This window comes from Geomonas anaerohicana, assembly GCF_016458305.1.
Lineage (GTDB): Bacteria > Desulfobacterota > Desulfuromonadia > Geobacterales > Geobacteraceae > Geomonas > Geomonas anaerohicana.
This window is the reverse complement of sequence record NZ_JAEMHL010000002.1, coordinates 379196-392960: the sequence shown is the minus strand read 5'-3', so window position 1 is coordinate 392960 and position 13765 is coordinate 379196. Positions and strand designations below refer to the sequence as shown.

The window sequence follows — 13765 nt, the reverse complement described above, 5'->3', positions numbered from 1 at the left end:
AGGGGGCGCGGTCTCGTGATGCCCGGAAGACAAACGTTAGAACTTTACAATATAAGGTTTGGATTTCAAGAAAGGCGGGAGTCTGCGGCGAGGGAGATGAAGTTGGCCAGGATGGCGTGGGAGTCCGCATTGAACGCCGCTTCGGAGGCAACGAAGCCGGAAAGGTAGTCGGCGCGGGGGGAGAACAGGCCGTCCCAGTCGCCGACGATGGCGCGGTCGACCTCGGGGTGGAATTGGACACCGTAGACGCAGCCGGGGAGCCGGAAGGCCTGCGCCGGGCAGGCGGCAGAGGATGCCAGCAAGGTACCGCCGGGGGGGACGGTGAAGCTGTCGCTATGGAGCTGGAAGGTGACGAAGGGGTTGGTTACGCCGGCAAAGAGCGGGTCAGCGCTGCCGTCGGCGTTAAGGTCGACCGTGCAGATCCCCGTTTCGCGGTGGGGAGACGGTGAGCTCACCACCCCGCCGGCCGCATGGGAGAGGAGCTGGCCGCCGAGGCAAATACCCAGGAGCGGCGTCCCCACTTTGATTGAGGCGCGGATGAAGTCGACGACGCGGGCGAGGTGCGGGTGCTCAGCGGTGTCGTGCACCCCCATTTCGCCGCCCAGCACCACGATCCCGGTCAGCGTCGCCGGGTCAGGAAAGGGTTCCGCGGCGTAGGCCGCCAGGCACCGCCAGGGATGCCCCGAGTTGTCGAGGATTTGGACCAGCCCCCCTGGCGGGCAGAGCGGGTCGTTTTGGACAATCAGGAACATCGCAACTCCTCCTATTGATCGGGGCACGTCACGCCCAAAGCCCCCCCTCCCGCCTTCGCGGGACGAAGCGCTTCGGCGCTCAGGCCCGTCAAGGGAGGGGGAGAGTTGGAAACGGTTCGTTTTTGATATCTGCAAGTAGGGAATCGGACCGCGCTGGTACGGCAAGCCCTCGCTCTTATTTCTTTACGCTGATCCGTCCCCCGTCCCCGATCACCAGCGGCGAGTCCGGGAAGTCCTCCGCCGAGAGCCTCCGCATCAGGCGCAGGGCGCGCCCCTTGGGGTCTGGTTGCGGCCCGGTATAGCGGAACTGCCGGAAGGAATCGATGCTCCCCGCCAGGAACGAGCCGTCGGCGGAGAGCTCCACGTTGAGCAGCGGTGCATAGCCGCTCTCGCCTGCAACGCTCACCCCGCCGTAGGTGGCGAAGTTCCCCAGACTGTAGGCGATCAGCCTGCCGCGGTAAAGTTCCAGGGCGCGCGGCACATGCGGCCCGTGGGCCAGCACCAGGTCCGCGCCACGGTCGATGGCGTCGTGGGCGAAGCGGACCAGGTCGCCGCGCGGCTCGTCCAGGAAGCGTTCTTCCCCGGGGGCCACGTGCAGCGCCCCCCTCCCCTCCGCGCCGGCGTGGATGGAGAGGATAACCACGTCGTGGTCGGCCGCGGCACGGGCGATTTCCTGCAGCGGCTGTGCCGGAAAGACGATGGAACGCGGCGGCGGGCCAAAGGAGAGCGCGATCACGGCGACCCGGACCCCGTGCAGGTCGAAGCGGGCGATCTCCCCTTTCTTGCTGGAGAACTGCAGCCCCGCCTCGGAGAGCGCCTGCCTGGTCGCCTCGATCCCGGCGCGGCCGAAGTCGAGGGCGTGGTTGTTGGCCAGGGTGAGCACGGAGAAGCCGGCTTGTTTGAGGTTGTTGGCGTAGGAGGGGGGGGTGCGAAACAGGTAGCGGCGCCCGGCAAGAGGCTCTTTTGTCGGCTTTTCCTCGCTGCACAGCGGCCCCTCCAGGTTGCCCAGGGCGAGGTCGGCGCGGCGCAGGTAGGGAGCGACCGCGGCGAAGATGTCCCGCCCGCCGCGGGGGGGGAGTTTGGCGGTCGGGAAGTCACTCCCCATCATGATGTCGCCCACGGCCGCGATGGTGACGGTAGGCGCAGCGTAGGCGTTGAACGGCAGCAGCAGTAAAAAAAAGAGGACGGCGCCCCGCAAGGGGCGCAGGCTGGCGGTGATGTGGGTGAAATGGGACAGGGGAAGATCCTTTCCTTGCCTAATAACGGTGCAGCGCGGCCTCGTTTTTAGGCGGCACGTCGTGTACGTGAGGAGGCGTCAGGCTAGGGCGAATAATTATTCGCCCCTACAGGCACGCGCTCCCCCTCCCCTAACCGGAAGCCGCGCCCCACGTTCCCGCCCCCGGAGGGGGAGGGACAGGGAGGGGGTGTGGTCTACGCGTTCTTCCTCAGAAGCCCCTCGGCGAGCACCTCGACCACGTCCCTGACCCGGACCTGGCCCGCCCCCTTGTCCTTGAGGCCGTCTTCCACCATGGTCATGCAGTACGGGCAGGCGACGCAGATGGTGTCCGGCTTCTGCGCCAGAAGCTCGTCCACGCGGGCATGGTTCACCCTCTCGCCGGTGAACTCTTCCATCCACATCCGTCCGCCGCCTGCGCCGCAGCAAAACGAGTTCCTGCCGTGCCGTTCTGCTTCAACCGCAGTGCTGCCGGTAGTTGCCTGGACCAGGGTACGTGGCGCGTCGAAGATGTCGTTGTGGCGTCCGAGGTAGCAGGGGTCGTGGTAGGCGATGCGCCCGAAGCTGTCATCCTTCTTGTCGAGGGCGATGCGGCCGCTGGCGATCAACTCCGCGATCAGCTCACTCTGGTGCACCACCTCGAGCTCGAGGCCGTACTGGCGGTAGTCGTTTTTCAAGGTGGTCAGGCAGTGCGGGCAGAGGGTGATGACCTTGGTGACGCCACGCTCGCGGAACAGCTCCACATTCTCCAGGGCCATCTTCTCGAACAGGTACTCGTTGCCGAGCCTGCGCAGCGAATCGCCGCAGCACTTCTCGTCCTTGCCCAGGATGCCCCAGGACACGCCGGCCGCATTGAGCACGGTGGCCAGCGCCACGGTGACCTGCTTGGCGCGGGAGTCGAAGGAGCCGGCGCACCCGACGTAGAGGAGGTACTCGGTCTCGCCGGCCACGAAGGGCTTGATCGGCAGGGTGGAGACCCACTTGGCGCGCTCGCCCGGGGCGATGCCCCAGGGGTTGGAGCGCTGCTCCATGTTCTCGAACAGGTTCAGGAGTTCCTCGGGGAAGCGCGACTCGGTCTCCACCAGGTGGCGCCGCATCTTGATGATCTTGGGCATCTGCTCGATCAGCACCGGGCAGGCCTCCATGCAGGCGCCGCAGGTGGTGCAGGACCAGATGGCGTCCTCGGTGTTGGTCCCCTCCCCCTCGTCGCCGATGAGCGGCAGCGTACCCTTTCTCCCCTCCCGCAGCGCTTGGCTGTTCTCCAGCAGGTTGGTCTTGATGGCGTGCACGATCTGGCGCGGGTTCAAGGCCTTGCCGGTATTGGTGGCCGGGCAGGCGGCCTGGCAGCGGCCACACTCGGTGCAGGAGAACGAGTCGAACAGGTCCTTCCAGGTGAAGCGCTCCACGCTCCCCACCCCGTACACCGCCCCCTTCTCGAACTTCTCGCGCGGCTGCGTGGCGGGCCAGGTCAGCGCCCCGAAGTAGCAGTTGGGGATCGCGGTCAGGATGTGCATATGCTTTGAGTGCGGCAGGAAGCAGATGAAAGCGAACAGCACCAGGGCATGCAGCCACCAGGAGACGCTATACACCGTGCCTATCAGGGACGGGTGCGGCCCAAGCCAGGCACCTACCAGGCTCGAGATAGGCATGGCCGCAGGATCGTTCTCCATGCCGAGGGCCGCCAACGACCCGTGCATGCCGAAGTAGGCCAGCATCAACAGGGCGATGAAGGAGAGGATCAGGAACGCCTCCGGGCTTTTCCCCTTCACGTACAGGCTGTCCAGGTAGGGGGGCTTGACCACCAGCCTCCTGATGAAGGAGAAGGCGATGGCGAACAGCGTCAGCAGAGACACCACGTCGAAGGCGAACAGGAGCACCCGGTGCACACCTTCCGGCAGCAGGGCGAGGCTCACCGAGGGGAAGACCCCGTTGACCAGGAACTCGCCGTTGGCAAGCGCCAGGATCACGAAGGACCAGAAGATCACGAAATGGTTCAGGCCGAAGGGTTTTCTCAGCACGCGCAGCTGGGCGAAGGCGTACAGGAACATCTCGGAGAGACGACGCGCCGGCTGGTCCAGCCTCTCTTCCGGCTGTCCGTAACAGAGCAGCGAAAAGCGGCGGTACACGCTCCAGCAGAAAAAGAGGAGCGAGGCGACCAGGAGCGTCGTGAAGATAACGTTTTGCGGCGTCATAGGGATACCTCGATATGGAATGCGGCACTGCCGCGCAACTGGGTCTTGTCGGTGATCAGGCTGTCGTCATCATGCCTTGGAGCGGGCGGCCTTGAGCGCCCTGAGCTTGTTGGTCAGCGCCGGGATGATCTTGAACAGGTCGCCGACGAGGCCGTAGCTCGCCACCTCGAAAATGGGAGCCTCGGCATCGCGGTTGATGGCGATCACCACGTCGGAGTCCTGCATGCCGACCAGGTGCTGAATGGCGCCGGAGATGCCGCAGGCGATGTAGACCTTGGGGCGCACGGTCTTGCCGGTCTGCCCCACCTGGCGGTCCGGGGGCATCCAACCGGCGTCGACGGCGCTCCTGGAGGCGCCCACCACACCGCCCAGGACCTCGGCCAGTTCCTCGAGCATGGAGAAGTTCTCCTTGGCCATCATGCCGCGCCCACCCGAGACGATGAACTCGGCCCCGGCGATGTCCACCTTGGAGCCGCCGCCGTCCATGAGGATGTCGAGCACCTTGACCAGTACCTGTTCCTCGGCCACCGGCACCGGCTCGCGCACGATCTCCCCCTTGGCCTGCGGGATGAAGTCCGGCATGGGCATCACGTGCGGGCGCACCGTGGACATCTGGGGGCGGAACTTGTCGCAGACGATGGTGGCCATGATGTTGCCGCCGAAGGCCGGGCGGGTCTGCATCAGGTTCCCCTTGGCGTCGATGGAGAGACCGGTGCAGTCCGCGGTGAGCCCGGTGGCGAGCACGGTGGCGACCACACCGGCCAGGTCGCGACCGAGACCGGTGGCGCCCATCAGGATCACCTCCGGCTTGTACTTCTCGACCAGGGCGCACAGGCTCTTCTGGTAGGCCTCGGTGCGGTAGTGACGCAACACCGGCGCGTCCATGAGGTAGACCTTTTCGGCGCCGTAGCCGAAGGCCTGGTCGCAGAGCTTCTCCACGCCATCACCCATCACCACGGCGCACAACGGGCACTTCCTGGCCAGGGCCAGTTCCTTCCCTTTCCCGAGCAGTTCCCAGGAGACCTTGGCGGCCTCCCCCTCGGTCTGCTCCACGAAGACCCAGACACCCGAATAGGCGGAGAGTTTCTTCCTGAGCGCCGCGTCCTCGGCGTCCTCCTCAGAGGGCTCGCCGCCGGAGGCCGCCGCCATTTCCTGCAGGATACGCAGTTCCTCCGGGGTAAAGGCCATCTCCAGGGCCTGCACCGGGCAGACCTTGACGCACTTGACGCAGCCGATACAGCGAGAGGCATCGATGATCGGCTCCCCCGCGTCGTTCATCTGGATGGCGTCCACCGGGCAGGCGCTCTGGCAGCGGGCCCCGCAGGCGATGCACTTGTTCTCCAGCAGCCTTGCCTTGCCGCGCGGTTTCTTGGGTGGTTTCACAGCATCGGTCATTGCTTTTCCCTTGGTAATGTAGTTAAAGAGCCAGGAGGTCCTTCTCCAGCATCTTGTCGATCAGCAACTGCGCCGCACCTTCCGGGTCGTGCACACCGTCCCCCAGCATCTCCCCCTTGGCCCGCTCGGGCGAGAAGATGCGGCTCACCCAGGTGGGGGAGCCCTTGAGGCCGATCGTGTTAACGTCCAGTTGCAGCACCTTGTTGTCCCACACCTCGACCTGCGCGTCGGCCGACTCGAGGCGCATGGCAACTGTCGGGTAGCGGGGCCGGTTCAGCTCGCGCACCACGGTCAAAAGCACCGGCAGCGGCGCCTCCACGTGCTCGTGGCGCCCTTCCAGCTTGCGGCTCACCCGGATCTTCTTGCCGGAAAGATCCAGCTCGTCGACCCGGTCCACCAGGGTGAGCTGGGAGAAGCTGAGCCGGGTGGCGATGCCGGGGCCGACCTGGGCGGTGTCGCCATCGATGGTCTGCTTGCCGCAGATAACCACCCCGACTTCCTCTTCCTGGGCCAGCTTCTCGATCGCGGCGGCCAGCACCTTGCTGGTAGCGAGCGTGTCGGCACCGCCGAAGGTGCGGTCGGAGAGAAGCACGGCGCGGTCGACGCCCTGGGCCAGCGCCTTTCTCAGCGTCGCCTCGGCATTGGGCGGTCCCATGGAGATGGCGGCAACGCGGCAGCCGAAGCGGTCCTTGAAGCGCAGCGCCTGCTCCACGGCATGGGTATCGTAGGGATTGACGATGAAGGGGACACCCTCGCGGATCAGGGTGTTGGTGACGGGATCGATCTGTACCTGCGTTGTGTCGGGGACCTGCTTAACACATACCACTACGAGCATGGCGACCTCGGATTATTTGATGCCTTCAGGTTACTAAGAGATTTGGTAAAAAAAGTTGACCTAGGTCAAGGAGCGGATGTTTACGGAAGGGTTTTGGGGGTCAGCAATAGATCGTGGTGCCCGGGAGCCCCCCAAACCCCTTGCAATTTGCCGGATGATCTTCTACCATCACGCGATATTTACTAATCACCCGGAACAGCGGGTGGAGATACATGTCCAACAGATATATCGAAAAAAACTTCCTCTACCTGCTGGCGCTGTCACTACTAGTGCACCTAGCGGTATATCTTGTTATCACGATTATCCCCCCGGAACAACCCAAAACGGCACCTGAGCCGACCATGGTCGACCTCACCGACCTGCCGGACCTGACGCCGCAGCCCCAGGCCCAGCCCAAAGAGAAGCAGGAACCAAAGCCCGAGATCAAGCGGTACTCAGAAAAACCGCAGCGTGTTGTCAAGGAGACGGCGCCGAAGGGGCGTGATGAGGTGGATCGGATGCTGCCCAGGACGAAAGCGCTGCCGCAGGTGAGCCGCCCGGTGCCGGTGCCGCGCCAGCCGGTCTCGCCTCAGGCGGTGCAGCCCTCCCAGGAACCGGTAACCCCGGGCCAGGGGATCTTCAAGCCCAAGGCGGCCCAGCTTCCCGACCGCGCCAAGCTCTTTCCCAGCGCCACCAAGATGGCGCGCCTGGAGGAAAGCTACCGGGAGAAGTACCGCAGCGAAGTCGAGGAGGGTGACACCCGCTTCCTCAACACCGACGACATCCTGTTCGGCTCCTTTTTACGCCGCCTGGAGACGGCGATCTACGGCGTGTGGCACTACCCGCAGGCGGCGCTTCTGCGCGGCATCGAGGGGACCACGCCGGTGCGGATCACCTTCAACCGTAAGGGCGAGATCGTCCGGGTCGACATGCTGGAAACGTCGGGGAGCAAGATCCTCGACGACGAGGTACTGCGCACCCTGAACGCCCTGGGGCCGATCGGCTCCTTCCCCAAGGGGTACACCGGCGAAACCTTCAAACTGATCGCCTTCTTCCACTACGGCAGCGGCAGCGGCAGGCTGCACTAACAGCCTCACCGCCGTATCCCAAATGGCCTCCGAGTAGCAGCCCCACCGCCGTATCGCGAACTGCCTCCAACTAGCAGCCCAGCCGCTGCCTCAGAAACGCCTCGAAATCCCCGTTGAACTCGCCGCGCTTGAGCGCCATGTCCACCGTCGCCTTCAGAAAGCCCAGCTTGTCGCCGCAGTCGTGGCGAATGCCGTCGAAACGGCAGCCGTAGATCGGCTCCTTGCGCGAGAGCGTCTTGATGGCGTCGGTCAACTGGATCTCTCCCCCCTTGCCCGGCTCCTGGTTTTCCAGGATGGGGAAGATCCCCGGGGTCAGGATGTAGCGGCCGATGATGGCCAGATCCGAAGGAGCCTCCGCGACCGGCGGCTTCTCCACCAGGTCCAGCACCTCGAAGGCGCGTTTGGCAAGGTGGTTGGCCTTGACGCAGCCGTACGAAGAGATGGTCTCCATGGGAACCTGCTCCAGGGCGAGCACCGGCGAACGGTAGCTCTCGTAGGTCTCCAGGAGCTGGGCCAGGCAGGGCTGCTGTGCGTCGATGATGTCGTCGCCGAGAAGTACCGCGAAAGGCTCGTCGCCCACAAAGTCCTTGGCACAGAGGATGGCGTGACCAAGCCCCAGGGCCTCCTTCTGCCTCACGAAGAAGATGTTGGCCATCTCCGCTATCTGGCGCACCTGCTGCAGCTCGTGGTCCTTCCCCTTCTCGTAGAGGAGCGTTTCCAGCTCGAAGGAGATGTCGAAGTGGTCTTCGATCGCCCTCTTGCCGCGGCCGGTGACGAAGAGAATCTGTTCGATCCCCGAGGCTACCGCCTCCTCCACCACGTACTGCACCAGCGGCTTGTCGATGAGTGGCAGCATCTCCTTCGGTGTGGACTTCGTGGCCGGCAGGAACCTGGTGCCCAGGCCCGCGACCGGAAACACCGCCTTTTTAACGCGCATAGCGAACTCCTTGGTCACATTAAATAATTAATTGCAGCGGACCTGCACCCGCTATGTACCCGCAGCACGTTTCCCTGGGTCAGCGGTGGGGCAGATATCTGGGAAGGACGTCCCTGGCGAGGAATCCGCCAACCCTGTAGGGGCGAATAATCATTCGCCCGCCTTTGCTCTCCTCTCCCCTTGCGGGAGGTCCTGCGAAAAAAGCCCGGCAGCGTGCAGTATGTTGCCACGAAGCGCCGCCCGCGCCCCCCTGTCCCCCCTTTTGCGAAGGGGGGACAGGGGGGATTTGCTTTTAGCCGACCCCGACCTACATCCCCCTCTTGGCCGACTCCAGCGTATTCTGCAGCAGCATGGTGATGGTCATCGGCCCAACGCCCCCCGGCACTGGGGTGATGGCCGAGGCGCGCTCGCTGGCAGCCGCGTACTCCACGTCACCAACCAGCTTCTTCTCACCCACGCGGTTCACGCCCACGTCGATGACCACCGCCCCTTCCTTGATCCAGGAGCCCTTGATCATCTCGGGCACCCCTACCGCCGCGATCACCACGTCGGCCTGGGCCACCTTGCCGGCGAGATCCCGGGTCTTGGAGTGGCACAGGGTCACGGTGGCGTTTTGCTGCAGGCACATGAAGGCCACCGGCTTGCCCACGATGTTGGAGCGCCCCACCACGACCACCTCCTTGCCGGAGAGCTCGACCCCCGCCTCCTTGAGCATCACCATGACGCCGTAAGGGGTGCAGGGCTGGAAGAGCGGCTTGCCGATCACCAGGCGCCCCACGTTGTAGGGATGGAAACCGTCGGCGTCCTTCTCCGGAGAGATCGCCTCCAGGATGCGCTCGGTGTTGATCTGCTTGGGGAGCGGCAGTTGCACCAGGATGCCGTGGATCTTGGGGTCCGCGTTCAGCTTCTCGATCAGGGCCAAAAGCTCGTCTTCGGTGGTCTCCACCGGGAGCTTGTATTCGTCCGAAAAGATCCCCACATCAGCGCATGCCTTCTCCTTCATGGAGACGTAGACCTTGCTGGCCGGGTCCTCCCCCACCAGCACCACGGCCAGACCGGGCACGATCCCCTTCTCCTTGAGTCGAGCCGCCTCTGCGCTGATTTCTGCGCGGATCTTCGCCGCGATGGCCTTCCCGTCGATGATTTTCGCCATTAACGTGCACCCCTTTTTTCAATGAAATATGCAGGCGCGGTGCGGGCGCGCGGGCCCGACCGGCGTCGGTTTTAAGCTGTCGATAATAAGTAAAGAGAGGGTTTTTGTAAAGGACTTTGCCGGAAAACGGGACAAAAAAAGGCCCCCGCGAACGGGGGCCTCGGTGGGCTTCAATCAGGAGGCAGATGGGCAGCCGGCGCAGCTTCCGCCGGAGGGGCAAGCGGGTGCGGCCTTGGAACTGCTGCCGTAACCGTCACCGTACCACCCTCCCCCCTTCAGTGAAAAACCGGACTGGGAGATCAGCTTCTCGACCGGGCCGCCGCAGGCGGGGCACTCGGAAGCGGGTGCGTCGGAGAACTTCTGGCGCAACTCAAAGGTATTATTGCAGCTTTTGCATTGATACTCGTAAAGTGGCATTTCTTTGCTACCTCCTAATAAACTGTGACACCGGCCAAAAGACGGCTAAGGGCAGGATTAATATAAGGACCTGCCACCATCTTTGTCAAGGGGCAACCTGGAGACTCTGGGAAATGGCGAAGAGCAGGCGCGAGCGGTAGATGATGCCCACCACCTTCTTGCCGTCCACCACCGGCACCCTCTGGAAGCGGTGGGTGAGGAAGAGCCGCGCCACGTCGCTGACGCTGGCGTCCTGGGTTACCGAGATGGGCTGGTGTTCCATGATGACGGAGATGGGAAGATCCTTGATGCGGTCGCACAGGGAGCCGAAGAAGGCGGGGTCGGATTTGCCCTCCGGCGCGCCGTCCATGATGGCCGTGATGATGCTGAGCGGCGTCAGGATGCCGGCCAGCGCTCCCCTTTCGTTGACCACGATCAGGCCCGGCGCTGCGTTCAAGAAACTCTCGTCGCCGAAGTTGCTCTTCATGACCCGGACCGCCTGTGCCACCGTGGTTCTCTCGGTGATGGAGGGCACGTCCGTCACCATAATGTCTTTCGCCTTCATGACTGCTCCTTGTCTATTTTGAATAGCGGGTCGAGATCATCCTGCTCTACCCCCTCCACCCTCACTACCTTGTGCCGGGACTTGGCCCCGGACTTGATGCTCACCTTGGACTTGGCGATGCCCAGGCTCTTGGCGATCAGTTCCACGCACTGCTTGTTGGCCGCGTCGTCGACCGGAGGCGACGTGAGCCTGACCCTCAGCTCGCCCTCCTTGGGGCCGCAGATCTCGCAGCGCGAGGCGCGCGGCTGCACATGTACCGTGAAGAGGAGCCCCTCCGGCGTCTGCGTTACCCGTACCGACTCTTGGCTCATTATTTATCCAAGGCGAGCAGCTTGTAGTAGGTGTCCAGGAGGTTTTTGAAGCCGGTCTCGAACTGGAGCTTGTCCCGTTTCAGGTCCTGGATCTGGTTGTTGAGCTGCACCAGCTTGTTCTCGGCGTCGGCGACGATGCGCTCCCCCTTGAGCTCCGCCTCCGAGATCATGAGGTGCGCCTCCTTTTGGGCGTTGGCCTTCATCTCCTCGGTGATGCGCTGGGCCGCCAGCATGGTCTCGCGCAGCTGCGCCTCGCGGGCCTCCATCTCGGCCATCTGGGTCGCGTTACGGTTCAGGCGCTCCTTCAGGTCGTTATTCTCCCTGATCAGTTCCTCCATCTCGCCGGCCACCAGTTGCAGGAAGGCATCCACGTCCTCGGGGTCGAGACCGCCGAGCATCTTCCCCTTGAACTGCTGCTGCTGGATATCCATCGGGGTAATCTTCACAGCGCCCCCCCTCCTTTGAGCTGGTTACTGAGGATCATCAGGTAGGTGTAGGCGGTGTCGAAGACGATGATCTGCACCAGGTAGATGAGGGCGAACAAGACCAGCGGTGAGAGGTCGAGCATGCCGGTGTCCGGCATGTAGCGGCGGATGCGGCGCAAAGCCGGCTCCGTCACGCGGTAGATGAAGTTGACGATGGGGTTGTAAGGATCGGCGTTGACCCAGGAGATGATGACGCTGGCGAGCAGTATGTACTTGTAGATGGTTAAAAGACCACTGGCCAACTCGACGATCTTCGCAAGGGCCAAGAGGATGTTGGCAAGCAGGATCATTTTTCCCCCTCAGAGATTGGGTGGTTAAGCATGCCATGCTATACAGAAATCACGATGGTTTGTCAAGGGCGGGCGGGGTAGATACAGATCGCTAAGTAACAGCAATATCGGTGACAATTGAGACTCAGCAACAAATTAAAGAGAGACAGAGCGCGCCGCTCAGATCGAAGTCAGAGGGTTTATATTCGATTTTACATATTGACTTAATGTTGGAGATGTTTTAAACAAGTGCGACAGAAAGATCAGTATGGAAGCACCACCGTCGCTGGTGGGCGGCCCGGTCTTCAAAACCGGTGTGGGGGGTGAGAAACTTCCCAGGTGGGTTCGATTCCCATGTGCTTCCGCCAATTACCATTTCACCACGTTTCAACGTGATTCTAAACCCGCTAAATCAGCGGGTTTTTTATTTTGCAACGTCCATTTCGGTGTTATACTGACCTACAGAATACGGGTAACTTTTGGGTAACTTGTGGGTAACTCCCGTCCAAACATCCCCCAAAATGTGGGTAACTGGGGCTTTTTGGTGTGGGTAACTGGAGGTAAGTCATGAGACTCAGTGACCTTCAGATCAGGAAAGCGCAGCCGAAGGAAAAGGTCTACAGGCTGTCGGACGGCGAGGGCCTTTACCTATACGTTCATCCCAGGGGCGGGAAATGGTGGCGCTTCAGGTACCGCTTCGACGGAAACGAGAAGCTGATTTCCTTCGGGGTCTACCCCTACATTACGCTTGCTGATGCGCGGGAGCGCACCTACCAGGCGAAGTGCATGGTCGCCAAGGGCATTGACCCGTCCCAGGAGCGCAAACGGGCCAAGGAGGCTAAGCTCGAACGTATTGCCAACGCCTTTGAGGCCATTGCACGTGAATGGCACAAACACATGGTGGGCAACCAGATGTGGTCCGCGGACCACGCCGCCACCGTCCTGACCCGGTTGGAAAAGGATGTCTTCCCCTGGATCGGCACGAAGCCCATTGCCGAGGTGACAGCGAAAGAGATCAAGGGGATCCTGGACCGGGTGAGGTCGCGCGGGATCATCGAGACGGCGCGCCGGGTCCGCACCATCCTGGGGCAGGTCTACACCTACGCGATCGCAACCGACCGGGCCAACTACGACATCTCCGCGGGCTTCAAGGGGTACCTGCCGCCAACCAGCAAGACCCGGAAGCACATGGCGGCTGTGACTGACCCAAAGGAACTCGCTCCGCTGTTGCGCGCGATGGACGGCTACCAGGGGAGCCTGGTGGCTCAGTCCGCCCTGAAGCTCCTCCCCATGCTCTTCGTCCGGCCGGGGGAATTGAGGCACATGGAGTGGGCCGAGATCGACCTGGAAGCCGGAGAGTGGAGCATCCCCGCCTCAAAGATGAAGATGGGGCTACCGCACCTGGTGCCCCTTTCACGGCAAGCGGTGGCTATCCTCGAGGAACTAAAGCCCTTGACCGGCCACGGCAAATACGTCTTCCCTTCCACCAGATCTTTTTCCCGCTGCATGTCCGACAACACCATCAACGCCTCCTTCCGGCGCATGGGCTTTGACGGCAACACCATCGTCGGGCACGGCTTCCGGGCTACGGCGCGTACCATCCTGGACGAGGTCCTGAACTTCAGGCCCGACCTCATCGAGCACCAGCTGGCCCACGCGGTACGGGACCCGAACGGCAGGGCCTACAACAGGACAGCTTTTCTCCCCCAGCGAAAGGAAATGATGCAAATCTGGTCCGACTACCTGGACGGTCTGAAGGCCGGCGCCAAAGTGCTCCCGTTCCGGAAAACCAGCAAGGAATGATCCGCCAAGGGCGCTGACTGCTTGTCGGCGCCCCCAACCATCCCTCCCGCCGTGGCGGAAAAATCCCAATATGCTACCCTTGCACAGTCTAAGCGGCCCACCTGCACAACGAATAAAACGCATGCGAACGGCGCTCGGCGCCGGGGAGGCTGACATGGGAGGCGAGATCCCGGAATACTGACTGTTACGACTTTCGAAGGTCCTGCAACTGATCCCCGTCAGCAAGAGCACCTGGTGGGCCGGGGTGAGGAGCGGCCGGTTTCCCAAGCCGGTAAAGCTCGGGCCGCACACGACCTGCTGGTACTGGCAGGACATCCAGCCCCTGATCGAGAAGCCTCCGCCCAGATCCTGATGAAGGGGAGCAGGCAGCT

At 62.9% G+C, this 13765-nt stretch carries 15 protein-coding genes and 1 tRNA gene; 4 read left to right on the top strand and 12 right to left on the bottom strand.

Features of this window, described 5'->3' with window-relative positions:
* Window positions 1–65: 65 nt before the first annotated feature.
* The 5 genes from JFN91_RS05085 to JFN91_RS05065 form a co-directional block, all read right to left on the bottom strand.
* On the bottom strand, window positions 66–752 hold the full coding sequence (locus JFN91_RS05085) for a type 1 glutamine amidotransferase (protein ID WP_199388110.1): 687 nt from the start codon (window positions 750–752) through the stop codon (window positions 66–68).
* A 175-nt stretch (window positions 753–927) separates the two neighbouring features.
* Window positions 928–1950, bottom strand: a complete 1023-nt coding sequence (locus JFN91_RS05080; protein ID WP_236014965.1) for a CapA family protein — start codon at window positions 1948–1950, stop codon at window positions 928–930.
* Between the two features lie 233 nt (window positions 1951–2183).
* Window positions 2184–4178 (bottom strand): (Fe-S)-binding protein, encoded by a 1995-nt coding sequence (locus JFN91_RS05075; RefSeq protein ID WP_199388109.1) that lies wholly within the window; start codon window positions 4176–4178, stop codon window positions 2184–2186.
* A gap of 69 nt (window positions 4179–4247) precedes the next feature.
* Entirely contained in the window at window positions 4248–5573 is a 1326-nt protein-coding gene (locus JFN91_RS05070; RefSeq protein ID WP_199388108.1) for an FAD-binding protein, read from the bottom strand.
* A 22-nt stretch (window positions 5574–5595) separates the two neighbouring features.
* On the bottom strand, window positions 5596–6408 hold the full coding sequence (locus JFN91_RS05065) for an electron transfer flavoprotein subunit beta/FixA family protein (protein ID WP_199388107.1): 813 nt from the start codon (window positions 6406–6408) through the stop codon (window positions 5596–5598).
* A 212-nt stretch (window positions 6409–6620) separates the two neighbouring features.
* Here JFN91_RS05065 and JFN91_RS05060 point away from each other — a divergent pair, with 212 nt between their 5' ends.
* Window positions 6621–7475, top strand: coding sequence for an energy transducer TonB (locus JFN91_RS05060; RefSeq protein WP_199388106.1), 855 nt, complete (start codon window positions 6621–6623; stop codon window positions 7473–7475).
* 70 nt (window positions 7476–7545) lie between these two features.
* Here JFN91_RS05060 and galU read toward each other — a convergent pair whose 3' ends face one another.
* The 7 genes from galU to JFN91_RS05025 all read right to left on the bottom strand — a co-directional run bounded on the left by galU (window position 7546) and on the right by JFN91_RS05025 (window position 11612).
* Window positions 7546–8412: a UTP--glucose-1-phosphate uridylyltransferase GalU gene (gene galU / locus JFN91_RS05055; protein WP_199388105.1), complete on the bottom strand. Its 867-nt coding sequence runs from the start codon at window positions 8410–8412 to the stop codon at window positions 7546–7548.
* 307 nt (window positions 8413–8719) lie between these two features.
* Complete coding sequence (gene folD / locus JFN91_RS05050) at window positions 8720–9565, bottom strand: bifunctional methylenetetrahydrofolate dehydrogenase/methenyltetrahydrofolate cyclohydrolase FolD (RefSeq protein ID WP_199388104.1); 846 nt, start codon at window positions 9563–9565, stop codon at window positions 8720–8722.
* 174 nt (window positions 9566–9739) lie between these two features.
* Window positions 9740–9982, bottom strand: a complete 243-nt coding sequence (locus tag JFN91_RS05045; protein ID WP_199388103.1) for an FmdB family zinc ribbon protein — start codon at window positions 9980–9982, stop codon at window positions 9740–9742.
* 85 nt (window positions 9983–10067) lie between these two features.
* Window positions 10068–10526 carry a CBS domain-containing protein gene (locus tag JFN91_RS05040; protein ID WP_199388102.1) on the bottom strand — a complete coding sequence of 153 codons (459 nt, stop codon included), beginning with the start codon at window positions 10524–10526 and terminating at the stop codon, window positions 10068–10070.
* Window positions 10523–10837: a DUF167 domain-containing protein gene (locus JFN91_RS05035; RefSeq protein WP_199388101.1), complete on the bottom strand. Its 315-nt coding sequence runs from the start codon at window positions 10835–10837 to the stop codon at window positions 10523–10525. The genes JFN91_RS05040 and JFN91_RS05035 overlap by 4 nt, the downstream gene beginning before the upstream one ends.
* Window positions 10837–11283: a DivIVA domain-containing protein gene (locus JFN91_RS05030; RefSeq protein ID WP_183346772.1), complete on the bottom strand. Its 447-nt coding sequence runs from the start codon at window positions 11281–11283 to the stop codon at window positions 10837–10839. The genes JFN91_RS05035 and JFN91_RS05030 overlap by 1 nt, the downstream gene beginning before the upstream one ends.
* The gene (locus JFN91_RS05025) at window positions 11280–11612 is read right to left on the bottom strand and encodes a YggT family protein (protein WP_199388100.1); all 333 of its coding nucleotides are present in this window, start codon (window positions 11610–11612) and stop codon (window positions 11280–11282) included. The genes JFN91_RS05030 and JFN91_RS05025 overlap by 4 nt, the downstream gene beginning before the upstream one ends.
* A 249-nt stretch (window positions 11613–11861) precedes the next feature.
* Between JFN91_RS05025 and JFN91_RS05020 the strand changes: the two genes are divergently transcribed.
* The 3 genes from JFN91_RS05020 (at window position 11862) to JFN91_RS05010 (ending at window position 13746) form a co-directional block, all read left to right on the top strand.
* Window positions 11862–11959: transfer RNA gene (locus JFN91_RS05020), tRNA-Sec, on the top strand.
* Between the two features lie 199 nt (window positions 11960–12158).
* Entirely contained in the window at window positions 12159–13394 is a 1236-nt protein-coding gene (locus JFN91_RS05015; protein ID WP_199388099.1) for a tyrosine-type recombinase/integrase, read from the top strand.
* A gap of 181 nt (window positions 13395–13575) precedes the next feature.
* Window positions 13576–13746, top strand: a complete 171-nt coding sequence (locus JFN91_RS05010) for a helix-turn-helix transcriptional regulator (RefSeq protein ID WP_268898687.1) — start codon at window positions 13576–13578, stop codon at window positions 13744–13746.
* The last annotated feature ends 19 nt before the right edge of the window (window positions 13747–13765 follow it).